A 23,449-nucleotide genomic window follows, 5' to 3' on the forward strand; every position below is an offset into this window, starting at 1 on the left:
CCTTCGACCATGACGCGACACCCGACAACACCCACGAACGCCCTTGCTACATAGAGCAAAGGATCGTGACTGATGTGGTCATTCGAACCAGCTGATGTCCGGTTCCCTGCACCCTCCGGACGGTGGCTAGTTGGCCGAGCCCGGCCGCTTCGGATCGAAGGTGCGGAAGCCTCCCAGAGGTGTCTTCGGAGGCCCTTCGCCTATGCGGTCCTACACTCTTGGTGATGACGGAGCCTGATCCCAATCACATGACGACCTTCTGCAACGAGAACGTCGTCGTACTGCTCCACGAAGCGTGTGGTGTGGATGTCGAGTTGGCCGAGCAGATCGGTGCGGACATCCTCAAGCGCGCCCATGACTTCAGCGAACTCGAGCGCGCCGACCGCGACGTACTGTGCGCGCCGTTCGTCGAGGAATGCGCGCATCACGAACCACGGTCAGCGCCGCTCTGGCTTAAGGCGGCGGCCACCGTCGTGGTGCGCAACAGCTTGCTGGAGGAGGCACACGCCAACGGACCTGTGGAGTCCGGTGGTCTGCACGCGGTCACCGAATTCGCGACCGGACCGCTGTCCCACCTCCTGGCGGCCCGTGACCGTGAGCCTGTAGGCATCGGCGATCAGAATCAGTTCGCCGGGCTGGCGACGCAGTTCCCACGCGCCTGGAGCGCCTTGTCGGCGTTGGCCGCCACCGTGTCGGACGGCGGGCGTATGGCGTACCGGCTGCCGGCCGGCACGGCGCTCGAACTGCCAGAGCAGTCGCAGCACGTCATTGCCCCGACGAAGGCAGAGAGCGAACACACGACGATCCTGAGCGCGATCGATCCACGCATCGACCAGTACCTGCTGGCGACGTTGCAGGGAGTCGCGGACGGGACGTACACGCTGTCCTGGGTACCCAAGGTCAGCCACTACTCCCGCGCGTTCAGCAAGTTGTTATGGGTCCTGGAGTTCATCCTGTCGCACGGCGCCAACGTAATGACCACGAACTACCTGATCCGGTCGAACGACGTCTGGGTCCGCCGCCGAGTGTTCGTCCGACCGACGGAACTCGATCCACGGGAGGCCTACCGCGACCTGACCGGCCTGGTGGGAGCCCATCGCCAGACCGTCGAGGACTTCCTCCGGCAGCTCTGACCCCTATGTAGACTTCACGTCGGACCCTATGTAGAGTTCTGCGGTATGGCGGAGCCGCGGATCACCGTGCCGACTCTCAAGGTGCTGCAGGCGCTGATCGAGGCGGAGGGTTCCGAGCGCATGTACGGGCTCGAACTGATGGATCGCACTGGACTCAAGAGCGGCACGCTGTACCCGGTTCTGGCGCGACTCGAGCGAGCGGGGTGGGTGGAGAGCACATGGGAGGACGTCGATCCGCGTGACGCCGGCCGCCCGCGCCGCCGTTTCTACCGGCTGACCGGGCTCGGGCAACGCACAAGCACGGCCGAGCTCTCGCAACTGACCGAACTTCCGCTGCCGAGACAACCGCGAGGACAGACTCCCCCGCGTCCGCAGCGACCCGCGTGGGGGCAGGCATGAACGTCATCCTCTGGGTCCTCGGCGCACTCGCCGCCGGTGTGATCGCCGAAGAGTTCCTCGGCTGGGTCACGCCCGCGTGCCGCACCGTCCTCCGCCGCGGCGCACGACGACTCCCCACCCCGTGGTGCGACCGCTACGCCGAGGAGTGGGAGGCCGAGCTACTGGCGCTCCCCGAAGCCGCGGTCACCCGAATCCTCTGGACGCTCCGGACCCGAATCGGCGTACACGCCCTCCGCGCCGAACTCGCGGACCGTGCCTCCGGTACGCAAATCCCGGAGACCAGCGTGAGCCCGACGGCGCCCCTGATCGTCTGGCCGGCTGCGACAGGCGGACCGACCGTGCTCAGGATCGCGATGGGCGCTCAACTCCGCCGGCTGCGCGAAGCGCGGGACCTCGATGTCAAGTCTGCGGCACTCCTCCTCGGCGCGCCGAGCGAGTCATTGGCTCACCTCGAACTTGGCCGGGTGGCGCTGCGCGAGGTCGACCTCCTCGGCTTGCTGGCGCTCTATGGGGTGACCGATGCCGAAGATGTCGGGGCCTATCTAGAGCTGGCGCAGCAGGCCGACGTTCCGGGGTGGTGGCATCGGTACGCCGATCTGCTGCCGACCCGTGTTCCGATGTGCCTCGCACTCGAAGAGTCCGCAGCGCTCATCCGGGCCTACGGCAACCAGCTGATCCCTGATCTACTGCAGACGCCCGACTATGCCGTCCACGCGCTCGCAAGTCGCCACAGACGGGCCGACCTCAAGCTGCACATGGAGCTCTTGATGAGGCGGCAGCAGCTTCTCGACGGCTCAGACGCCCCACCCAAGGTATGGGCTGTCATCGACGAGGCGGCACTGCGGCGCCCCGTCGGTAGTGTCCCGGTTCAGCTGGCTCAACTGCAGTATCTCCTCGACGTCTCCGAGCGCCCCGAGGTCACGATCCAGATCCTTCCTCTCCACGTCGCCGGAACCTACGGCAGCAACCGATCGTTTACGATTCTGCAGCTGCCGCCCGGGCTCCCCAACATCGTGTACGTCGAGCAGCTGACGAGTGCGATCTACCTGGACCAGCCGGATGACCTCGAGCTCTACCAGAGCGACATGGACGTCATCGCTCTCCATGCGTTACCGCCCGCTCGGACTCGCGCCATGCTGGCTGCGATTCGCTCCGACTTCGAAAGCTGAACGGGCTCACAGATCCTTGCGGAACTCGCCGGGTGTGGCGGCGGGTGGCGGCTCCGGGACGGCGCGGTCCACGAAGGCGAGCGAGCGGCCTGCGAATTACTCGCGGCGCTCGCTCTGCACGTTCATCGGCAAGGTCGCGCACTACACCGCGGACCTGGAACCTGGCGGATCGGTGAGCAAGGCTGGCAGCGTCTGGTGATTCCGGGCAACGCCATCGAAGCCATCGGCGTGCAGTGCCGACCTTCCGCGTCCGCCCCCAGGTCTAGCTCCCCGGCTTCGACATGTGCGTCTCCAACTCTAGGGTGATGAACGCTGAAATCATCGCGCGGTACGTCGCCTCGACGACGTCTGGGGAGGCGCTGGCGGTCGTGGCGAGGGCGCGTACCTTGCGGATCACGTCGTCGACCCGGGCAGGCGCTCGGACTGCATCCTCACCACGGCCGCGCTTGAGCTCGCCCGCACGGATCACCTGAGCCTGCCGTTGCGCGATCAGCTCGATGATCTGGCCGTCTAGGCCGTCGATCGTCTGTCGGACCGTCGCCAACGACTCGTCGAAGCTTGTCACGGCTGGAGATGGTAGCGGGCTTCACGTAGCGCGTGGAGCTTCTCGGCTGCCAGATCGGGGCTGAGCGACAGGCTCGCTCGTACGGCGGTCAGGGTTTCAATCATGTCGACGGCCTGCTGATCCGGCGGTTCGGCGATCGCGGCGCGGACTACGTCGCGGTGCTCGACGAACAGTTCCTCGACCGCCGCGTAGTACGACAGTACGGCGGAGATCTCGCTCGTCCATCGGCCGCCTCGGGCGTCCAACGTCGCCGCGGCGAGGTGGATCTGCGATTCGGCGTCATTGAGCAACAGGCGGAGAACCGCTTCCTCGGACAGCAGGCCGTTGCCGTTGTGCGCCGCAGCGGACGGTTTCTGGAGATCACGCAGTACGCCACGAAGGTACGCCGTAGTCTCGCTACTGATGACTGCCTTGACCACTGGTTCGAGGTCCTCGTGCCCGGTGTCGACCAGCGTCCGTGCCGCACGCACCAGGTCACGCGGGATGCCACCCGACAGGCAATGGCAGAGCGCGAGGTATGCCCGCGGGAATCCGGTGACCCGACGCTCGAGCAGCGCGATGGACTCCTGGAGGGATAGTTCCGGCAGCCAGACCACCTCGTCGAATGCCGTGTCAACAGCGGTTCGTGTGGTCGAGATGCGCCGCTCGAACTGTGCGAGAGCCTCCTCGGACACCGACACGAGATAGATGCACCCGGGCACCCGGAACGTCGCCTTCGCCTGATTGAGAAGCGTTTCCGCGGCCTGTGCATCAGCGATCCGATCGAGTTCGTCGATCGCGATGATCAACCCGACACCGTTCGCATCCCGCGAACCTTCAGCCACCTTCGCCGCGAACGCACGGAACCGCCGTACCAACTCTGGCATCGTCATCGGCTGCTGCGCTAGCTGCCGTGCCCGCCGCGTCGAGAGACCGATCCCGAACCGGCTGGCAAGACTGATCCCCCGCTCGTTCTGCAGAGTCTGCAGGTACCTGATCTGCGCCAGCTCCGCTGTCGCCTGACGGGCCAGCGAGCCGACCCCACTCCTTCCGATCAGGCCGAGGGCGTAGTACGCGGCGACAAAGCCGAACAGAGCAAGGATCTTCGCGCCATCTCCGACCTGGGTGTCCAGCCCCGCCGTCTGCACGAGCAACCGGGTGAACTCCGTCGTGTATCGATGGCCGGACTCGTCCGGAGGAGCGATTTCGACGAAGTATGCAATGCCGAACGCGACGCAGATCAGCCGTGCGATCGCTTGCGCGATGCGCCGCGCGACCGGGCTGGCCGCCGACGGAACGAGCCTCCGGGCCCGCTCATCGGCAGCGATCACCGATTCGCACAGCTGCCCGTACATGTCCAGGAGGAACTCTCGCGGCGCGTAGTCGACCGGCGCCTCCACGAGGATCGCCAACGGCCCACGCTGGCGGCGTTCCGGCTCCCGCTCGATGTCGGCAGGCTGCATCGAGGAGATCGTGCGGCGCAGCATCGTGGTCTTGCCCATTCCGCGCCGGCCGCTCACGCCGACGACCGTGGCACCGAGTTCCGTGACTAGACGCTCGATCCGCGCCATCCCGCGCCGCTCGATCCAGTACGTCGGATCCTCGCCGTCCGCCAGACCCCGCGCCGAGGTCGCGGACAGCTTGTCAGGAGTCGACACGTTGAGCTCAGCGTTGATCAGACTGCGTAGTCGAGGACGGACCAGAGCCTCGGTACGGTGGGCCCACGCCCTCCCTGTCTGGCGGATTCGGAGCACTACGCGAACGAGACCTACGACCAGGCCGACGTTCGCGACGATGACCAGCGCCGAGACGGCAATGCCCGCAGACTGAATGCTGTTGTACATCGCCGTCGCGAAATCGGCGAGCGAATCACCAGCACCGTCCTTCAGCCAGAGCTGTACCGCCACGATCTCGGCGAACACGACCAGGGTGCCCAGGAATGCGAGAGTGCAGCCGATCACGACCCATCGCCGGAACTCCCGCCGCTCGTGGCGGGTCTGAATTCGCAGCAGATCCACGAACCGCCCCGCTGCCTTCATACGCCGACGCGGCTCCGGGTCCGGAACGGTAGCGAACTCAAGCTCGCTGGTGATCTGGCTGTAGGCAAGCTGGAACACCAGCCATGTGACACCAAGGTCCGCGAACCCCACGACTGCCCAGAACCAGCGCTGCAGGCGTCCCTCCTCCGGAATCGACACGCCCTCCCCTTTCAGCCGACCGCCAGGCGATCCTAAGGGACTGCCACACTGCTCGGGTGACTTCAGAGCAGGACTGACCCGACTCATGGCGACACCCTCACAAAAGCAGACGCCGACGAAACCTGCCGAGCGGATCCACTACCTGGTTGAAGCCACGCGCTCGTACGCCGTACTTCCGGGAGATCCCGCGGTGATCGGGCGGGCCGGGCGGCTGATGACGTTCCGATCGCGATCGAGGTCGGATCACCGGCGTCGACCGGAGCGGGCTCGCGCGGGCGAGCGTGCGGACTTCACGCTGATCCTCGTCACGCCGGAGACCCGAGACGCCCTGTGGGGCGGAGGTCCCGACCGGTACACGAGTTGCCGGAACGGCGAACGGGTCGTGCTCAACGTCGCGCGCTGGGCGACCGGCGTGCCGAACTACGGTGCGCCGTTGACGACGTACCGGCAACACATGATCAACCACAAGACCGGCCACACCGCCTCGGCCACCGGCCTCGGTCAGTCAATACGCGGGACTGAGAACGCCCGGCCTGTGATCGATTCGCTCAGGATTCGGGGCGGTGTTCGGTTCTTGAGCAGCCGAGGCGGGAGGTCCATTCGCGGAGGCGGCGGAGGGCTAGGTCTAGTTCGCGGTGGAAGGCGACGGGGCTGGAGGGGGCGGCGTCTTCGAGGTAGGAGGCTTCCCAGAGGGTTCGGAGGGCCGAGAGCTCTTCGACTAGGGCGCCGTGGTCTGGCCAGCAGGGTGGGATGAGTTTGTGATCGAGGTTGTAGCGGCCGGTCAGCCAGCCGACCCATGGCGCGAGGCGGCCGAGTTCTTCGTCCGCCGTCTCTGGGTCGAGGTCTCGCCAGCAGATGATGAACGGATCGTCTGTGGCGAGGTCGAAGGATTTGAGGAGGTCGTCGCGCGGGGTCATTCGGTGGGCTTTCCGCGAAGGACCGCGGCGCCGATGCTGGCGCGGATCTGGGCGGCGTCAGTCCGGTCGGGCCAGGGAGTCATGTTCAGGAGGATCGGTGGGGCCGTACGGGCGAGGAGGACGCCGGCGCCGAGCGGGAGTGTCCGGATGACGTCTGGTGGCAGGATCGGGATGCGGCGTGTGCTGGTGGAGGTCGTGCGTTTGCCGTCAGGACCGCGGCTCCAGTTGCGGATCTCTTCGTCTCGCTCGCCGCAGACGGCAGCGAGATCCTGGAGGTCTCGCGGCTGCGCCGATCCGCCGAGTATCAGGCGGAGCGTCGCGGCGTCCCACAGTGCCGCGGCTGCCTGTTCGCCCCATTTGTCCCGGGCTTGGGCCAGGGACTGGAGCACGACGAGGGTGGAGATGCCGGAACCCCCGCCATCGGCCATCAGAGATGGCAGCGACGGCACGGCGCAGAGGTTGGCGATCTCGTCGAGGATCAGTGCAAGCGGTGGTTCCAGCCGGCCGCCTGCGTTGCCAGCGGCCAACTGCCGGGCCGTTTCCGTGATGTCTTCGAGGAGCGCCGCGATGAAGGCGGAGGTCGCGCTCGCGCCGACTCCTGTGCCGAGGAGGTAGATCGTGCCGCGTTCCGCGAGGAAGGTCCTGGGGTCGAGTCCTTCGCCTTCCGCGGGGTCGAAGGATCGGCGTACGGCGGGATCGGCGAGTGCGGACAGAGCGGAGCGCACGCCGGCCCAGACGGCGTCCCTGGTTCGGCTGTCCATGCGGACGATCCCATCGAGGGTGTCGCCCCAGCCTTCGGCGGCATCGTCGGAGCGGTTCAAGATGGTGACTGCTTCGATGGCCGAGGCCGGTTCGAGGCTCCAGCGGTAGAGCTGCGCGACTCCAGCGCCGTCAATGGCTGCAGCGTGGAGCAGGCCGCGCAGCGCCATCTCCGTCTGGCCATGCCAGAACGCGCCGTCGGAGACACCGCCTTTGGTGAATCCCGCACCAGCTGCGAGACCGCTGGCGCGGACAATGGCGGTCGTCGGATTCTCACATCCTCGGACTGGCGACCAGCGGATGCCTTCGACCTTCCCGAGTTCTTGCGGATCGAAGATCGCGACGGGTCCGACAGTACGACGCAGTTCGACGGTGGCGACCAGATTGTCCGGGCGGGTGGAGGTCGTGACGACCGCTCCGGGTGCGTCGATGATGCCGCCGATGATCTGATGCAGGCCCTTCCCAGACCGAGGCGGTCCGAGGACGATCATCGAGTCCTCGACGGACGACCAGCACGATCGCCCACGCGAGCGTCCGAGGTATCGTCCGACATCGGTTGGCTGCGGTCGCCGTACTGCGGGGCGAGCGGACTGGCCGCGCCGTAGCACCTGAGCACGCCCAACAGATGCCTCGACATCCGCAGCGGCCGCGAGACCGGGACGTTTGGCAAGAGATCGCGTACGCCGGCGCACATCAGCGCGACGGCGCGTCCAGACGTGGTGGACAACTCCGGCGCCTGCCACTGGCATGGCCAACAGCGCCGCCAAGACGGACCAGTACACGGCCGGGTGGAACGCTCCGTGGGACAGTCCGAATGCGCTGGCGGGATCCCGCGGTGCGAGGACGACTTTGAGCGCATCAGGCCAGGAGGTCTGGATCCACTCGTGGGTAGTGAGCAAGCTGCTGAGCCCGCCGGCAAGGTAGAGGATGCCTGCAGAGGCGAGGAGCAACGCCCCCGCGATCATGACCAGGTCGGACAGATCTCGGGGCGATCGGCGGCCACCGTCCATGTCACATCCTTCCGTCTGTATCGAACAGTCGAACCTCGCGCGCATGGCGGACGAGTTGTACGACGAACGAGCGGCTGGGGAGCCGCCAGAGGGCGCGGCCCTTCGGGAGTTTGGCGATGGTTGACACCTCGACGTCGGTGAGTCCGAGCAGCGTCGCCGTACGGGCGAGCTGATCGGGTTCCTGGCGGAGCATGATCCGGGTGGAGCAATCGGCTAGGAGTCCCTCGGCGAGCGCGCGTGCCTCGGATCCCAGGTCGCCGACCGCGGCCAGATCTGACAGACGGTGGATGATCAGGACGTTGGAGACGCCCCAGGCTCGGGAGAGTTTCCACTGCTCCTGCATCCGGCGCAGCAGAGCGGCATCCCGCATCACCCGCCAGCCCTCGTCGTAGACGATGAATCGCTTTCCGCCGGCCGGGTCTGTGACAGCGGCCTCGAGCCAGGACGATGCGCACGCCAGAGTGAGGCGGAGTGCCTGGTCATTGCCTCCAGCACCGATCCATGACGAGTCGAGGGTCACCATCGGCAACGACGGATCGAACCGGGTCGTGGACGGGCCGTCGAACATGCCGGCGAGGTCGCCGTGGACGAGCCGCCTGACGGCGTGTGCGAGCTCGCGGCTGTCGGCGTCCGAGGTAGCCCTGCCGCCCTCGGGCGAGAAGAGTGCGTCGACGACGTCCGGGATCGTCGGCACCGGGGTCAGGGACACCTTCTCGATAGCCAGGTCGAGGGCGGTGTGTTCAAACGCAGCCAGCGGGCGGCCGAGCGTGGACTCGGCAAGCGTCCCGAGCAGAGCACGACGGCGTGATGTGACGATGCGATCCCAGTCGTCGTCGACCAGTCCGGCCGGGCGGCTTCCGGCATCGAGTGGGTTCAGTCTGGTCGACAGGCCCGGGCCAAGCTTGATCACCGATCCGCCCACTGCCTCGGCGACCGGTGTCCACTCCCCCTTCGGGTCGCAAGGAACGTACGCCTTGTGCCCGAGTGCGATGGACCGCGTGATGAGTGCCTTGGCAGTCGAGGACTTGCCGCTGCCGATGACGCCGGCCAAGAGCACGTTGGGATTGCTGATGACGCGCGATTGGTACAGCACCCATGGGTCGTAGACGAACGATCCTCCGCTGAAGACGTCGTTGCCGATGTAGGTGCCGTCAGCCCCCAACCCGCCTTCAGCGAGAAACGGGTAGGCGACCCGCAGGATTCTGGTGGTCGCGCGATGCATGTCGACCAACAGCGGGAGGCGCCGGCGTAAGCCGAGGTTCTCCACCGGCGCGGTGTCGACGACATCCTCAGTTGGCCCGGTTGTCGGCGTACTGCGCTGAACGGATCGACTCGCTCGACGATTCGCACGCCTGGTCCGCCGGTCGGTGTCACTGGGCTCAAACCATCCGGTGCTTGGCCTCATCCGAGACCAACCCCGAACGGGAGCGCAGCGGCGAGGAAGCCCTCGACTTGTTGGCCGACGAGGCGCCGTACGTCGAGCAACGCCTGAGAGGCAGCGATCTCGATCTCGGTGCACGCCTCGTCGAGCGCCTCCTCGGTGTCGCCGGAGACCGCGATCAGACCGATCCATCGCACATCGCCGTGCCCCGCGGCCAGATCCTTCTCACGCTGAGCAACGTCAGCGTCGAGTTGCCGGTCTTCCTCGGTCTCGAGCTGACCGACGCGCTTGCGGGTCGCGCGATCGGTCACGCGCTCGACTTGGTGACGGCGGGCGTCACGGATCGCCTTGCCGATGGGTACCGGTTGCAGCACGAGCGAGAACGTCCGTCGGATCCCCGGCTTGAGCAGGAGCGGGCTGAGGAACGACGGCATCGCCCGAATGCGCGGCCACTCGCTGACGACGTACACCCGATGAAACGACGAGTCCGTGCGCAGATGGTCCCAGGTGGCATCGACTGCGAGTGGTGCAGCGTCGGCCGGATCGATGTTGAAGAGGGTGCGAGTCGCGGCCGGGTCAAAGGCGACGCGCAGGCTCGACGCGAGGTCCGCAGCGTTGAGCCACGATCCGGCGACGCCAGCACCCGCGAACGCGGTCTGAAAGGCACGCGATTCGGAGTCCAGGACCGCCATCGCTCCAGCCAGTCCACCGCCGTACTTGCGCACCTCTTTCGACACTGCGTCGAGGTTCAGGGAGAAGCTGAACAGAGTCTCGTGCCTCGCCGCTGCAGGAGCAGCATGCTGCAGCAAGTCGCGATAAATGGCGCCGGCCGTGCTCGCGGGGTCGACACCGCGCTGGCGGGCCCACTCGCCCAGCCCGTCGCCGGGGTCCGGAACCGTCCGCTCCAGGATCTGCGCTCGCGCGATCCGAGTGCTCTGGCAGAGTCCCGCGATCATCCGGCCGTACGCCGCCACGCGCCGCTCCTGCTCGTCGGAGTTCTGGAGCAGATGTGCCGGTCCTTCGATCTTTGCGACCGCGATCAGCCGTCGTCGGCCAGGATCGTGGACCGCACCGATAGACGACCGCGTATCCAGGATCCGCAGCGGACTCGCTTCACCGGGCAGCTGCAGGTAGCCGTGTCGCCGGGGTACGAACACCTTCGCTCGGTACGTCTGCTGCTTGCGCCAACCACGAACAACATGGGACGTGCGCAGTACAACCCACCGGTACGCCGGCAGTCCCTCCGGCCGGCCGAAGGCGATCAGGCCACAGAGCAGCGAAACACACAGACCAGCCAGTCGCGGTGGCACAGGCCAACCAGCTAGCAGCGACAGCGCGGACAGAATGACACCGACTGCCAGCAACGCCACCTGAATAGGTCGAAGGCCGAGCAGCAATGAGTTTCGCTGCGGGCGCGGAAAGCGTGCGGAGATTGGGCTCGACACCTTCAGTCTCCCTGTCCCGAGGCCTGGCTGGCGCCACCTGCCGCTCCTGGGTCGGCGCTAGCGGCTGTCGATGCCGCGGATTCGGGGCCGGTTGACTGCTCCGGGCTGTCGTTCGACTCGTGATCTGCACCGACTGGGTCCGTTGCGACGTCGGCTGGCGAGCCGTCGTCTCCGTCGCTCGATGGCTCATCTTCGGGTTCGTCCTCACCGACGACCGGTGAGGATTCGTCCTTGTTCGAGCTGTTGAGGCCGCCCATCACCAATTGCCCGATGCGTTCGAGCTCCTCTCGACCCCTCTCGGCTCCGGCCGCTCCCTGCTGCATGACATGGACCGCAGCGGTGCCCTGATCGCCGGCCCAGTGAATGAATGAGTAGGTAGCCAAGGGAGCGAAAGCCGCCATGCCAACCAGGAGGATCCCGGCCATGAAAGTTCCGAGGTTTGATGCGGCTCCCTGTCCGGAGGACCCGAAGGCGGAGAAGCCGAGGGTGAAGACGAGGGCCATCGCGATCTTGGAGAACAACAGGGCGCCGACGACTTCGATCCACCGCCGAAGCCAGTGTCTGGTTGCGGACCAGGTCCAGCTCACCATGGCGACCGGAACGAATGCGACGAAGGCGATCAACGCGATGTCTCGGACCAGCATGACGAAGTACAGCGAGGTCATCGCGAGTAGGCCGAGCTGGACAGCGAGCAGGAGGATGCCGCCCAGCGTGGGCGCTGTGAGGAACGCGGTGATGTCGGTCATCCTTTTGAGTCCCTCCGTGGTGGCAGGCCCACCCAAGATCCCTGTCGACACCTCGTCGACGACCTTTCCGCACGCTGCTATGACCCCGATGGCGAACGGAACTCCGACAGTCCCGAGCAGAGCGCCGATGGCTGCCTGTCCAAGCCGGCCGGGTTCGCGGCGGATCACGGCCGAGACGCACTGCAGGATGAAGACCGCGACGAGCATCGGGAGCGAGAGTCCAACCATCAGATCGAGGTTGTCCTTCCACCAGCTCTGGTCGAATCTCGGCGACGTACTGGTGCTGAACGTCCGGAAGACGGTCTCCGACAAGTCGGCCAGACCGTTCGCCGACCATTTGACGAACGAGTCCCACACTGCGTTCGACGCTGACTTGCCGACGTTGTCGACGACGCAGCTGACCGGGTTCAGCAGGCAATCACTCCAAGCCATCGTCCAGCCCCTAACCGATCGAGATGCCGCTGAAGAACCGGATGATCGGGTTGGCCGACGCGATGAGGATCGCCGCGCCGGCGGCGATGAGGCAGCCGAGTTTGCCGCGGCCGGCGTAGTGGGAGTTGTTGCCGAAGCTGCCAACTGCCCACGCGGCCGCGGCGACCACGAACGCACCTACGCAGACGACGAGACCGAATGTCTGCAGTGCGCCGACGATCTGGCGCAGGGCCGGGAGTCCCGGGAGCCCGTTCGAGTTCGGGCTCACTCCGGGATCTTGCAGTTCGAAGAAGCTGAGCATGCGTATGCCTCCGGGCGCCGTACGACGCCGATCGTTGAAGTCATGTGGTGGTGGGATAGACAGGCGGCGCCCAGCCGAGGTACGTGGCGCCCCAGCGTTGTTCGATCGCTTCGACTCCGACGAGGTACACACCGCCCTCGCCGGGCATGCGGTCGCCGATGTCGTTGGACACGATGCGGCCGTTGCCGACGTACACCGCAACATGTCCGTATGGCCCGTCCGTGGACCAGAACAGCAGGGCACCGACGGGTGGCCGGCGGTCATCGGGATGGGCATTCCCGCTGCTGACCATCTGCGCCCATTGCTCGGCCGCGGACACGTAGCCTGAATGTGAGCGACCCCAGATGTTCGACGCCAGCCGGGCACACAGTTGGTAGTAGCCGTGGCTTCCGACTAGGGCGAGCGCCCGATCGACCGCGACCGAGGCGCCCGGAAGCTGGTCAGTATCGCCAGCACCCCAACTGCCGCAGACACCCGCAGTCGGCGACGCACGTACGAGACGAACAGCCGCCTCATAGTTCCGGCGGTAGTTGGAACCGTCCGCGAAGGCCGATCGCTGGACCGCCTGCGCTGCCTTCCACGGTTCCATCGAGGCCCAGCCGGGGACGTTGGCGAGCGCGGCGTAGAACAGGCCTGCCGCGCTCGCCGGGTCCAATCGCTCGCCAAGAGTTCCCCAGCTGTCGCGCTGCTGGAACAAGCCACGCGAGTCAGGGCCAGCAGTGTCGCCGTGATCGACGTTGCGAAGGGACGACTCAGTCATTGCCGTCATGACGGCAACGACCTTGCCCGCCTCACCGATCCCGTAGCGGTCACCGACGCCCATGATCACCGCCAAGTTGGACGTCTGCTCTGCATCAAGGCTGGCCTCGCCGACGGCCTGAGCGACATCGCAGGTATCGGCGCCACTTCTGGCAACGGCCAGAGGCGGCAGCAGACAGGCTCCGGTGACCAGTAGTGCAGCCGCTGCCGCGATCTTGACGATCACTGCGGCAGTTCGTTGGACGCCGACCAGAATGCGCACTGCGGATGGCAGATCACCCCGACCGTCACATGTCGGGCCATCGTGGTCTTCTGGCTGTCGACGAGGCCGTCCTGTATGCCTTGGACGACGAAGCCATGCCACCCCGCAGGCGCCCGCGGGTCCCGCGCGAGCGCCTCCAGCTCGGTCGTCGTCGCAGCGGTGACATCTCGTACTCGGGCTTGCGCCTTATGCAGTTTCAGATCTTCCCACTGGCTCGGGTACGGGAGCATGCTGCGGGCAACTCGGCCGGCGTCGCTTGTCTCCGGTGGGTTCGCGAAGGCCGAGATGGCGGCTTGCCATTGAGCGTAGGTATGGACCGCAGTGTCGTAGGTCCAGAGCGCAGTCGCGAATGCGACCGCGTACTGCGCCGGATCGGTAGTGGCGGGTCTCGCCCAAGTCGCGAGCGGCGCTTCCTGCGTCGTCTCCGGAATGATCGTTCCCTGTGTCGGGTCAGCGCTGGGTTCGCGGCGGGCGACGGTCGGGTCGTCGTGCCCGTGGATTACGAGCGCGATGATCACGATGACGAGCAGGGCAAGGATGATGAGCGGTACTGCGAGCTTCGAGTTCAGGACTCGACGCATGTCAGAGTTCCCTCCGTGTCTTCACCGGCTGGAGCCGGACGATGAGTGCACGCGCGATGGGCGACGGGACGATCCGGAATGCGGCTTGCAAGCGCAGGAAGAACCGGAACTGGGCGAAGTAGAACCGGACAAGCCAGTTCCGCCGACGCGGGCGCAGGTTGATGCTGTTCATAAGAGCTCAACGTTTGAGCCCTCGTGACCGCTGAGTAACTTCGGGTCAGGCAGTTCGAGCGAGTCCCAATCCGATGCCGCCAGGCCACGAGGCGCCGGGCTGACGGCCGAAGCGGGCGCGTCGGATCGACGCCCGGGGAAATCGACCGGCCGCCTGCTCGATCCACTGCTGGACTGCCGGATCGGCCAACACCGTGTCGGGCGGCTGCCCGCCGGCCAGGCGCGAGAGAGCCGATACTCGGACGGGTCCGTTGTGCAGCAACCAGGCCAGCCCTTCAGCCTGATCTCTGGGTACGCCGATTCCGCGGACCCGCCCCGTGATGGCGTGCCTGGAGAATCCGGGTCCCTCGGCCGCGACGAGCAGGCGCCGCCGCACGTCTCCGGCTGGCAGACCGGCTCGCTCCAACCACACACCGATACGGTCGAGTAGCGGCCCCAACTCTGCGAGCATGCTCGGCTGCTCGGCTTCCGGCAGGTAGTCGAGCAGCAGATGCCGTTGACGCCGCCTGGCTTCCTGGCGGACGACATCGGCCAGGCGCCACCGCACCATGTTCGCCAGGTAACCCCAGGTCACGCGGCCCGCCGGAGGGTTCTCTGCCAGTCGACGGCAGCGTTCCCACGCCACGGCGCGTGCAAGTTGCGCGGCCTCGTCGTTGCCCAGCGCTACGCGGAGTCTGCTGGGCAACTCCGCAACGATCCGCCGTTCGATCTCGGCGGCCAAGCGTGTCGACGGCTCGTCTGCCCAGCCCGAGTCCGCCGCTTCGAACAGGAGCGCCTGAAGTTCTTCAGTCATTGGCATACTCCGCATCCCGATGTCTCGGACCGCGGCCCGAGAGTTGGCCCTTGTTTTGCTTGCGGCACCAATCTCGGCGTACACCGCCCTGTTCTGAACCCGGATGAGGAAGTCCCGGACTCCTGGACTTCCTCACGGCGTCGGCGTCACCGATGCCGGACTCGGACCGTCGATCTCCGGCAACTGCTGTGCCCGCGGCGTGTAGTCCTCCAGCGGCCGCGTCGACCGCATCGCGTCGTACATGCGCTGAGCTCCGTCCTCCATCTGCAGGAGGCTCGACGGGCTGTGGCCGTCCGGGATCTCCACGGCGCGGACTCGCTTGTAGAAGTAAGACAGGTCAGGAAGTGCCGCAAGCGCCTTCTTGTGCCATTCCTGGTCGCTGTCCAGCGCGACGACCACCGTGTCGGTCGCCGTGTAGCGATACAGAATCCTTGCCTGCGCCGACGACATCAATGAGCCGCACAACGGAATGCCTGCCCAAGGCTCGTCGGAGATGCGACCGAGGCTCTCCACCGCAACTGCATCCAGCGGATCGTTGACGACTACCGCGAACGCACCATCGCTTAGAGTCTCCAACTGCTCTTCGACTCCCCCGAGCACACTTGCCGGACGATGAATCAACGTCGTCGGCGACGCCTGGAACGCGGGCTTCGGGCCCCGACCGATACCCACGAACCCCACCGGTTCCAGAGAGTCGTTCCGCGTCATCACCATCAACTGATCGCGGAATACGTCGACCGCGACCCCTTCGTCGGTCCACTCGGACAACCCGGCCCTGATCAGCGTACGGAAGTCGAAGCCCTTCTCCCGCAAGTGATCGGTAAGCCGAGTGTGGGAGTCCGGGGCATAGCCGATCTTCCAGTTCGACGCCGTGCTCAGAACCTGGTCGACGCCGCGATCCTTCAGATTCTCGATCGGCCAGCCGACATTTGCCCTGAGCAACTCACGCCTGAAGAACTTGCTTGCCGCCAGGTGCGCGACCATCATCCGCTGGCGCTCACCACTGATCAGCAGGCTGTGCGAATCGGAAGATACTGCGTTCATTACGACCTCCGTAGCCGGCAACTCGATAGCTACGAAGGTCGTCTTAACTTGCCGCGCAAAGAACCCTGACTACGACCTCAAGGACAACCGGACTTCGCAATCCCGCCGTCACAACGACGGCCCAGCATCCGGCGGATCCGCTCCGGTCAACGAATCCAACGTGAGGTGCGGAGTGGCCCGACGTACCGACCTGCCCAGAGTCTCTACAACCTCCCGCGAGACGATCTCTTGATCGAGCTCCAATGCCTTGGCGAGCTCCCCGAGTTGCGCTGCAACGCGGTCATGCGGGAGACGAGCTACCAGCGGTGCGACCCGGCGCAGCGCATTGACTCGACCGCTGATGTGATCCAGCACCCGCGACCACCGAGCCAGCTCAACCTCAATCGCGAGCTCCGCAAGCGGCCTGGCGGAACTCAGAGCCTCGAACAACCGATCCGCGCCCTCGGGTGTCTCAAGCAACGAAGCCGGATCGTGCCCTGAGGGGAACTCCGCCACCAGCACCCGCTCGAAGCACGAGGAGAGGTCATCCAACCACCGCACCGCAGCCGGACGTCCCGCTCCATCAGCGTCGACAGCCACAATCGCCGTCCCACCGGTCGCGTGTTGACGAACCATCCGTGTCTGATGAAACGACAGCGCGGTCCCACACACAGCCAGCCCGGCCCAGCCACGCGACGTCAGCCGGCTCAACTCATCAACAGCCGCGGCATCCATCGGGCCCTCTACAAAGACCGGCACCGCTCCGCTCTCCAACAGGTCACGCTGCTCCGCCAGACCGACAAGAGTGTGGGACTTCTGATAGATCCTCGTGCCGGGCGAGTTCAAGTACCTCGTATTCCCACCACGCGAACGCCCCACGAATCCAACCAACTGCTCGTCCGAATCCCAGGCCGGGAACATGATCCGATCACGAAACCGATCGACGAGATAGCCCTTCTTGGTCGCACTCGCGAGCCCTGCGTCCAGCAACGTCCGATCCTCGAAGCCCTGCGCCCTCAGATGGTCAACCAGCCTCGCCCAGCCCTCGGGCGCATAGCCCACCTTCCACGGCGAACTCGACCTCAACAGATGCCGAAGCCCACGCTGCACCAGATGCGCGGAAGCCCAACCAACCGTCGACCGCAGCAGCTGTTCGCGAAAGAACTGCCCCGCTGCGACGTGGGCCTCGATCAACCGACGATCGTCAGTGGCCATCGCGTTAATCACCCCAGCCTCAAGCCGACTTGTCCTCCAGTCGAAGGTCGGCGATGCCGGCCCGCGCCGGAACCCAGATCTCCAAGTCCAGGAGTCTTGGATCAGCGGCCGTAAGGTCATGAGATTCGCAGAGGTGTACGCGTCAAGGCGGCTCCGGCCCGCGAGCCCGCTCATATTGCTCGCCATCGATCGTCTGGCCGTGGTCGCCGATCGGGCCGCGTCTCGCTCGCCGTCGCACCGCGTGCACGTGCCTGCCCGAGCGTGGACTCGCGTCTCGCGAGTCGGCATAGAGGCCGGCCGACCGCGCCAACTGGTTCCCCATCTTGTCGATCGCCTCGTCCAGCAGCTCAATCGCCTGCCGGATCGACCATCTCAACGACGCCAGATCAGTTGGCTGCTGATCACCCTCTGGTTCCAGGGCGTTCTTCGACGGCTCCGACTCTCGATGCGTCACCGTGTCCTCTTTCCCATTGCCGACGACAACTTCCTCGAGCCAGCGTCAGCGTGCCGGCCTGATGCCGACACCCGGAACACGACCTCCAGGAGTCCTTGATGTCAGCCGGGAGCGACCCGTGGCCTGCATGGATGCCGCATCTTCTGGGGCTCAGACGTTGAGCAGACCTCTTGGCGTGCCTTCAGGGGTCGTGCGATGACAGGGGGTCTGCAATGGCAAGGGAATCGTTGCCCGTGGGAACGTGGGGGACAATCACGGTCCGAGTCGCCAGCCGGGACGGGCGAGGGCAGCCGCGGAAGTTCGAGGCGCGGGCGTACTTTCGGGACCTGGACGGCCAGACTCGATCGGTCGCGAAGTGGGGAGACACCGCGGACCAGGCGAAGAACCGGCTTCGGGAATCGCTGAAGGCTCGCCAGCGGATCGGGGGCACGGGGAGTCTGAAGTCCAATGACCGGGTGTCAACTGCCGCCGAGCTGTTCCTGGCGGAGGTGCAGGACCTCGTCGATCAGGACGTGCTGGCGCCCGGGACGTACCAGACCTATAAGTATCAGTACGACAAGAACCTCGAACCGCGCATCGGCGGGCTAAGCCTGATGGAGGCGGGCACACCACGCGTCAGTGGCGTTATCAAGGCGATCAGAGACGAAGTCGGGGCTGCCAGCGCGAAGACCTGCAAGAGCATTCTGACCGGAACATTCGCGCTCGCCGTCACGCACGGCGCGTTAACGGCGAATCCCGTCCGCGAGATCAAGATCCGGGCAACCTCGGCGAAGCGCCTGCCACGCGCCTTGGAGGCTGATGAACGCGAGCAGTGGTTCGACCTTCTGCGGCAGAACGAGCCAGCAGTCAAAGCTGACCTGATCGATCTGACCAAGTTCATGATGGCCACCGGCGAGCGCATCGGCGAGAGCCTCGCTGTCACGTGGCGAGACCTGAACCGTGAGACCGGCGAGATCGACTGCAGTCATCAGATCCAGCGCATCAAGGGCAAAGGGCTGGTACGGCGACGGGTCAAGTCTTCAGCCGGTGATCGCATCATCGGGTTGCCGCCGTGGGCTCTAGAGATGCTACGTGCTAGGTGGACACCGGGAACTCCCTTGGACGCGCCGATCTTCCCGGACACCAAGGGTGGCTTCCGGGATCCCCACAACGTACAGAAGGCCCTACGCGACGCCCGCAGGCCGGTCGGCAGTGACCGCAGGCAGCAACTGGGAAAGACCCTTCGCGACCACCGACGCAGCGCCGGCCTGACGCAGAACCAGGTCGTCGCGAAGCTCGGCTGGCGCAGGACCCGAATCAGCCTGATCGAGACCGGACGCGTGCGGCTAACCGGCGAGGAGGCAGCCACCCTCGCCGATACGTACCGTCTCACCAGGACCGCCCGAGCCACACTCCTCGAACTCACGGAGCTAGCCGGCATGCAATCGCTGGCCGACGAACTCGAATGGGTCACGGCCCACGTGTTCAGGAAGACCACAGCGACGATTCTCGAGAGCGCCGGCCAGACTCCGCGGCAAGTCGCCGACCAACTCGGCCACGCCCAGACGTCGACGACCGTCGACGACTACTTCGGCCGCCGGCGCCGGAATCCCGAAGCCGCGGTACATCTTGAAGCCGCACTGAGACACATCCATGAGCAAGATCGCGACACGTCACCAGAGCCTGAGTTCTAGTGCCAGCCTTGAGCGTCAGCTGCACAGGCCGGACCTTAACCAAGCGAGATTCGTGGCCGGTAGCAATGTGTCACTCCGGACCTGAGATGTCGAGGATGTATACGTCGACGGTGACACTTGAGCCAGATTCGGCTGCCTGTTCCTTGAGGACCGTGCGGAGTGCTGCGCGATCGCTGTTCGTCGACCTCCAGCCCGAAGGACGCTTCGCTTTGTCCACCCAATAGACAAGGTAGATGCCACGATTGAGGCCAAGAGGCTTGAGGTACTGGCCGATCAACTGGTCCTGTAGCGCAGTCAGCAGATCGGGGTGTTCGACGCGCTTGGCCTCGAAGATCACTCGCGCAGCAGCGTCGAACCCGGTTCTGGTGGCGCTTATGTCCATCCGGGTGCCGGTACCGGACTTCTTGTGATGCGTGGCCTGGAGTTCTCGATCGACGATCAGATGCGGTTTGAGGCGCTCATTGAAGCGCCGGACGAGCCAGTCGGAGATGGTGTCCTCAGTCTCAGGCGTCGCGCCGGCCTCACCGGGATAGCCGTTCCAGATCTCCTTGAACCCGTCCTGATGGGTGAGGTAGCGCTGGATCCGATCCAGCTCCTCGATCAGTACGACAGCAAGCCCTGCGTCATCTCGAACGATCCGCGCATCTGCGTCGCTCACGAGCCGCATCAACTCGGTCGGCGTGATCGGAGTATGCGCAAGCTCTGCCGCCCGCGTTCGGCTGTCCTGCATGAAGTGTCGGATGTAGTCGGCTTGCTCAGGCGAACGGCCAGGCAGCAACGATTCGAGAGCGGAGGTCATGCCTGCCTCGGCCAGAGTCTGGAGCACCCGATGCAGAACCGAGCTAACCGGGGAGAACGGGCTATCGGAGTCGTCCTCCGGCAGTTGGATCCCTCCGAACAGCAAGCTGGCGAAAGGCCCAAGAAGGTCCGCAGTCACCATTGTTACCTGGAGCTCGTTGAGGACCTGCGGTTCAGTGATCCTGCCTGTCGCGAGCCAGGCGCGGACCAGACTATCTGGCTCGCGCGCAGCAAGGACTCGGCTTGCCAGCCATGGCTTGTCGGGCGCATTCCGTACCTGGTGAGCCAACTCGAGCGACTTGTCAGGGTGACTATCGTGAAGGACCTGCATCGCGTGCTCTCGCCGCCTGAGCGACTCGTCGACATCGAGAACGATTGCGGCGACGACATGAACGAATTCAGGGTTCTCCATGTTGGCCAGCGGGTGAAGGCCGAAGGTAGTCGATGATGTGTCTCGGGCGAGATCGATCATGGCGCGATCGATCGCCGCTTGGCCTGCCTCCGACGCCAGTTCACGCGTCTTCAAGTAGGGCTCTCGTGAATCACCGACCAGCATCGTGCGAACGATTGCCGGTGCCCACTTCTGCCAGTCGTCGGCTGAGAGGGTGCGCAACAGGACGGGCCAACGGACCGCGAGTGTCAAGATCAGGTGTACGCCAGACCAGTCAGGGATCACTAGGGCATACGGCTTCTCCTCCAGCCTCGCCCAATCGTCGACCCTCGGCGTCCATTCGCGAAGAAACTCGATTCCGCGAGTGACCATTTCCTGCCGCTCATCGGGCGTCAACGCCTGCCAGTAGCTTCGCTCCGTCAAGTCGAAGTCGAACAGTTCCTGGCTTGAGTCATCTGTCAACGCCGCCGCCGCACGCCACCACTCCGTGGACTCGCCGTCCAACGCGGTGATGGCCTCGTGCAGTTGCACGATCTTTGCGGCATTCTCGCCACCACCAGACTGCGACATCTCCCGGCTGGTTCGCGCTATGTCGGAGTCGAGAGGGCAGATTCCGCGCAGTCCTTCTGTCGCCTCGAAGGCGGGGTGCTCTCTCGGCAGCGTCAGAATGCGGTCCGCGGTTCGCGCGTCGCTCGGATAGCTCGCTAGTAGTCCGACAGCACGCGCCGCGCCCTCCCGCACGTCCTCGCCGAGGGCTGGCAGGGCATCGAGTAACCACTCGACATCATCTCCACTCAGCAATTCGAACTGGGTAACCGTTAGGAAGCCGTGCTTCCGGTCTACACGCAGGATCTCGAGTCCGAGCTCTCGCCGCCGGTCAGGAGCAGCGCCTAACCACGGCAGCTCCGCCCGTCCTCGAAAGAGATAGGTCTGCCGAACGTGCACCAAGAGACGTGCAAGCGCAGCAGTCATACCAGGCAGGTCGCAGTGCCTCCAAGCCGCGCCAATGAGGCTCCTGTCGTAGCGGTTCAGGGTCGAGTCGCGGAAGTCAACGTCTACTTTCGCGGCCGCTGCCACCAGGTGAAGCAGGTCCTGCACTCGAACGAGATCGGGAACGCCTTCGATAATCTGGGCATAGCCACCGATGTAATGCCGGCTGCGTGTTGGCCTGATGCTTGCCGCGATCTGCTCCGCCGGCACTTTGTCCGGAAGGACGGCACGAAGAGTTGCGCCTAGCACCTCATCGTCGGGGTCGTCCTCGGTACTCAGGTTCAGCAGCGGCGCCAGGCCTGCCAAGATGGTGTGGTCAGCCGTAACCGCAAGTGCCGCGACGGCTTCGGCCCGGACTGTCGTCGACCAGGAAGTATCGAAGGCAATGCCTCGAAGCTCTGGCGTGACATCACGGACGACACACTCGCGCGCGATGCGGCAGACCCACAGCGCCTGCCATTGGTTTGCGGGTGTAGCGGCGGCGGCGCGGAGCTCATCTCCGAGTCCAGAATGAGCGAGCCCTGACATATCCAGCCCCCACGGCTCGACCACCCACCCGGTAGCGGCGCCGCGCAGCAGGCCTCTCACGAGATGCGCCTTCAGTGCGTTGTCGGCAACCTCCACAGTGGCGGTCTGCAGAAGACCTTTCGCGTTGCGCTCGACCAACTCCGAGTCGACATCGTGAGATTGGGTGAGCAGCCATCCGAGGATCGGTAGCATCGGACCCGGGACAACGCCATCCGGATCGCAACCAAGCAATGATTTGAGTCTCGCCCCGCCGACTCGTCGTTGTACCAGGTAATCAGCTGCGAGAAACTCCGCGTACGCCTGGTGCACGAACGCCAGCACATCGCCGGGGACGGATGTGAAGAGCGCGGATCCGAGCACCTCCTCGTATGCCCTCAGGCTGAAGTTCGCCGTGGAGGCGGGCTCGGCGTCAGATGGCAGGTTGCGAGTCGCCAACCCACCCGCATGATTCTTCGCGCCTAGTTGAAAGCGACCGTTGCCGCAGAACATCGCGAATGCCGCAACCCTCCGGGCGACCACCAGCATCTGGTCCGGAAGCTGGGTGGGCGGCACTCGGAATGCACCTTCCTCCTTCATCAGCCGTGCGACCGAATAGGCCATCGAGTCAGCGAGCTTGGCCGGAACGTCTCCGTGCTCATCCCAATGGCGGAGCAGGTCGAGCAGTTGCAGCGGGCTGCCCAGAAGTGCCCCCAGTCCCGCATCGCGCACTTTGCGCAGGAAGGCGTCCGCGTCGGCATCTCTGGCGCTAGCGACTGTCCGCACGGCATCTTCGTCCAGCGGAAGCAGCTTCAGCTCCCGAAAGCTGTCCAGAGAGGCCTTCAGCTGGGCCGCCAGATCCGCATCCCACGCTGCCGGACGGCAGACCAAACGCCACCGGATCCGCCTCTGTGCACCGCTCAACAGCCGACTGAGCTGGTAGCTGACCCGAGGATCGGCCAGGACTGCTTCGTCGATCGCGTCGACATACACGATGTCGGCATTCGCGACTCTTCGCTCGAACAAGCCTTGTAGGCCCTCTGGCCCGGTCATCTTCAAGTCGAGCCAGACAGCGCTTGACTCGCGCGATCTGAGTTCCTCGATCACGGTGGTCTTACCTGCCCCGCCAGGTGCCAGCAGCACGAACGACTCGGGCGTGTTGACCAGCTCATCGACCGAGCGGGGTCGATCGCCCGTGTACCACGCGCTCATCATGGTGTTGCTGTCGAGCAAACCCTCTGAGGTGTACAGAAGATCGTCACCAGTGTCCGCGACCCAGCGGCACACTCTCGTCGTGCTACTCATCACAACCAATGATGACACCGACCACCCGGCCGGATGGAGACCGAGCAGTCACTCGTGGCGACTTCCTGAGCGTCCCGTGGTCGGGAGCGCGAAACG

At 65.4% G+C, this 23,449-nt stretch carries 19 protein-coding genes and 1 pseudogene; 5 read left to right on the forward strand and 15 right to left on the reverse strand.

Going from position 1 to position 23,449, the window contains the following annotated elements; translation table 11 throughout:
- Nucleotides 1–224: 224 nt before the first annotated feature.
- From AB0I12_RS25230 to AB0I12_RS25240, 3 genes are read left to right on the forward strand one after another with little or no spacing between them, the layout of a single operon-like run.
- A complete protein-coding gene (locus AB0I12_RS25230) occupies nt 225–1,133 on the forward strand; it encodes a hypothetical protein (protein ID WP_359933995.1) in 909 nt (302 codons plus the stop codon).
- 45 nt (nt 1,134–1,178) lie between these two features.
- The gene (locus tag AB0I12_RS25235) at nt 1,179–1,532 is read left to right on the forward strand and encodes a helix-turn-helix transcriptional regulator (protein WP_359933997.1); all 354 of its coding nucleotides are present in this window, start codon (nt 1,179–1,181) and stop codon (nt 1,530–1,532) included.
- Nucleotides 1,529–2,701, forward strand: a complete 1,173-nt coding sequence (locus AB0I12_RS25240; RefSeq protein ID WP_359933999.1) for a helix-turn-helix transcriptional regulator — start codon at nt 1,529–1,531, stop codon at nt 2,699–2,701. The genes AB0I12_RS25235 and AB0I12_RS25240 overlap by 4 nt, the downstream gene beginning before the upstream one ends.
- A gap of 262 nt (nt 2,702–2,963) precedes the next feature.
- On the opposite strand, the gene AB0I12_RS25245 is transcribed toward AB0I12_RS25240, so the two are convergent.
- A complete protein-coding gene (locus AB0I12_RS25245) occupies nt 2,964–3,266 on the reverse strand; it encodes a chorismate mutase (protein ID WP_359934001.1) in 303 nt (100 codons plus the stop codon).
- Nucleotides 3,263–5,443, reverse strand: coding sequence for a P-loop NTPase fold protein (locus tag AB0I12_RS25250; protein ID WP_359934003.1), 2,181 nt, complete (start codon nt 5,441–5,443; stop codon nt 3,263–3,265). The genes AB0I12_RS25245 and AB0I12_RS25250 overlap by 4 nt, the downstream gene beginning before the upstream one ends.
- Nucleotides 5,444–5,657: 214 nt before the next feature.
- Between AB0I12_RS25250 and AB0I12_RS25255 the strand changes: the two are divergent.
- A pseudogene (locus AB0I12_RS25255) lies at nt 5,658–5,912 on the forward strand (DUF3152 domain-containing protein); the annotation flags it as partial.
- Between the two features lie 79 nt (nt 5,913–5,991).
- On the opposite strand, the gene AB0I12_RS25260 reads toward AB0I12_RS25255, so the two are convergent.
- The 12 genes from AB0I12_RS25260 to AB0I12_RS25315 form a co-directional block, all read right to left on the reverse strand.
- A complete protein-coding gene (locus AB0I12_RS25260; protein WP_359934417.1) occupies nt 5,992–6,360 on the reverse strand; it encodes a hypothetical protein in 369 nt (122 codons plus the stop codon).
- Nucleotides 6,357–7,610, reverse strand: coding sequence for a TraM recognition domain-containing protein (locus tag AB0I12_RS25265; protein WP_359934005.1), 1,254 nt, complete (start codon nt 7,608–7,610; stop codon nt 6,357–6,359). The genes AB0I12_RS25260 and AB0I12_RS25265 overlap by 4 nt, the downstream gene beginning before the upstream one ends.
- 520 nt (nt 7,611–8,130) lie before the next feature.
- Nucleotides 8,131–9,396 carry an ATP-binding protein gene (locus tag AB0I12_RS25270; protein ID WP_359934007.1) on the reverse strand — a complete coding sequence of 422 codons (1,266 nt, stop codon included), beginning with the start codon at nt 9,394–9,396 and terminating at the stop codon, nt 8,131–8,133.
- Between the two features lie 134 nt (nt 9,397–9,530).
- A complete protein-coding gene (locus tag AB0I12_RS25275; protein ID WP_359934009.1) occupies nt 9,531–10,955 on the reverse strand; it encodes an SCO6880 family protein in 1,425 nt (474 codons plus the stop codon).
- Nucleotides 10,956–10,957: 2 nt separating this feature from the next.
- The gene (locus AB0I12_RS25280) at nt 10,958–12,133 is read right to left on the reverse strand and encodes a hypothetical protein (RefSeq protein ID WP_359934011.1); all 1,176 of its coding nucleotides are present in this window, start codon (nt 12,131–12,133) and stop codon (nt 10,958–10,960) included.
- Between the two features lie 10 nt (nt 12,134–12,143).
- Nucleotides 12,144–12,401 carry a DUF6112 family protein gene (locus AB0I12_RS25285; protein WP_359934013.1) on the reverse strand — a complete coding sequence of 86 codons (258 nt, stop codon included), beginning with the start codon at nt 12,399–12,401 and terminating at the stop codon, nt 12,144–12,146.
- A 73-nt stretch (nt 12,402–12,474) separates the two neighbouring features.
- Nucleotides 12,475–13,419: a CHAP domain-containing protein gene (locus tag AB0I12_RS25290; protein WP_359934015.1), complete on the reverse strand. Its 945-nt coding sequence runs from the start codon at nt 13,417–13,419 to the stop codon at nt 12,475–12,477.
- The gene (locus tag AB0I12_RS25295) at nt 13,416–14,036 is read right to left on the reverse strand and encodes a hypothetical protein (RefSeq protein WP_359934017.1); all 621 of its coding nucleotides are present in this window, start codon (nt 14,034–14,036) and stop codon (nt 13,416–13,418) included. Before AB0I12_RS25295 ends, AB0I12_RS25290 begins: the two co-directional genes overlap by 4 nt.
- Before the next feature lies 1 nt (nt 14,037).
- Nucleotides 14,038–14,208, reverse strand: coding sequence for a hypothetical protein (locus AB0I12_RS25300; protein WP_359934019.1), 171 nt, complete (start codon nt 14,206–14,208; stop codon nt 14,038–14,040).
- 45 nt (nt 14,209–14,253) lie between these two features.
- The gene (locus AB0I12_RS25305; protein ID WP_359934021.1) at nt 14,254–15,000 is read right to left on the reverse strand and encodes a hypothetical protein; all 747 of its coding nucleotides are present in this window, start codon (nt 14,998–15,000) and stop codon (nt 14,254–14,256) included.
- A 132-nt stretch (nt 15,001–15,132) separates the two neighbouring features.
- Nucleotides 15,133–16,044 carry a hypothetical protein gene (locus tag AB0I12_RS25310; RefSeq protein WP_359934023.1) on the reverse strand — a complete coding sequence of 304 codons (912 nt, stop codon included), beginning with the start codon at nt 16,042–16,044 and terminating at the stop codon, nt 15,133–15,135.
- A 108-nt stretch (nt 16,045–16,152) separates the two neighbouring features.
- Nucleotides 16,153–17,238: a toprim domain-containing protein gene (locus tag AB0I12_RS25315; protein WP_359934025.1), complete on the reverse strand. Its 1,086-nt coding sequence runs from the start codon at nt 17,236–17,238 to the stop codon at nt 16,153–16,155.
- 909 nt (nt 17,239–18,147) lie between these two features.
- Between AB0I12_RS25315 and AB0I12_RS25320 the strand changes: the two genes are divergently transcribed.
- Nucleotides 18,148–19,365, forward strand: coding sequence for a helix-turn-helix domain-containing protein (locus AB0I12_RS25320; protein WP_359934027.1), 1,218 nt, complete (start codon nt 18,148–18,150; stop codon nt 19,363–19,365).
- A gap of 70 nt (nt 19,366–19,435) precedes the next feature.
- Here AB0I12_RS25320 and AB0I12_RS25325 read toward each other — a convergent pair whose 3' ends face one another.
- Entirely contained in the window at nt 19,436–23,353 is a 3,918-nt protein-coding gene (locus tag AB0I12_RS25325) for a hypothetical protein (protein ID WP_359934029.1), read from the reverse strand.
- Nucleotides 23,354–23,449: the final 96 nt, after the last annotated feature.

Origin of the sequence: Kribbella sp. NPDC050459, from assembly GCF_040655315.1 — a bacterium.
GTDB lineage: Bacteria > Actinomycetota > Actinomycetes > Propionibacteriales > Kribbellaceae > Kribbella.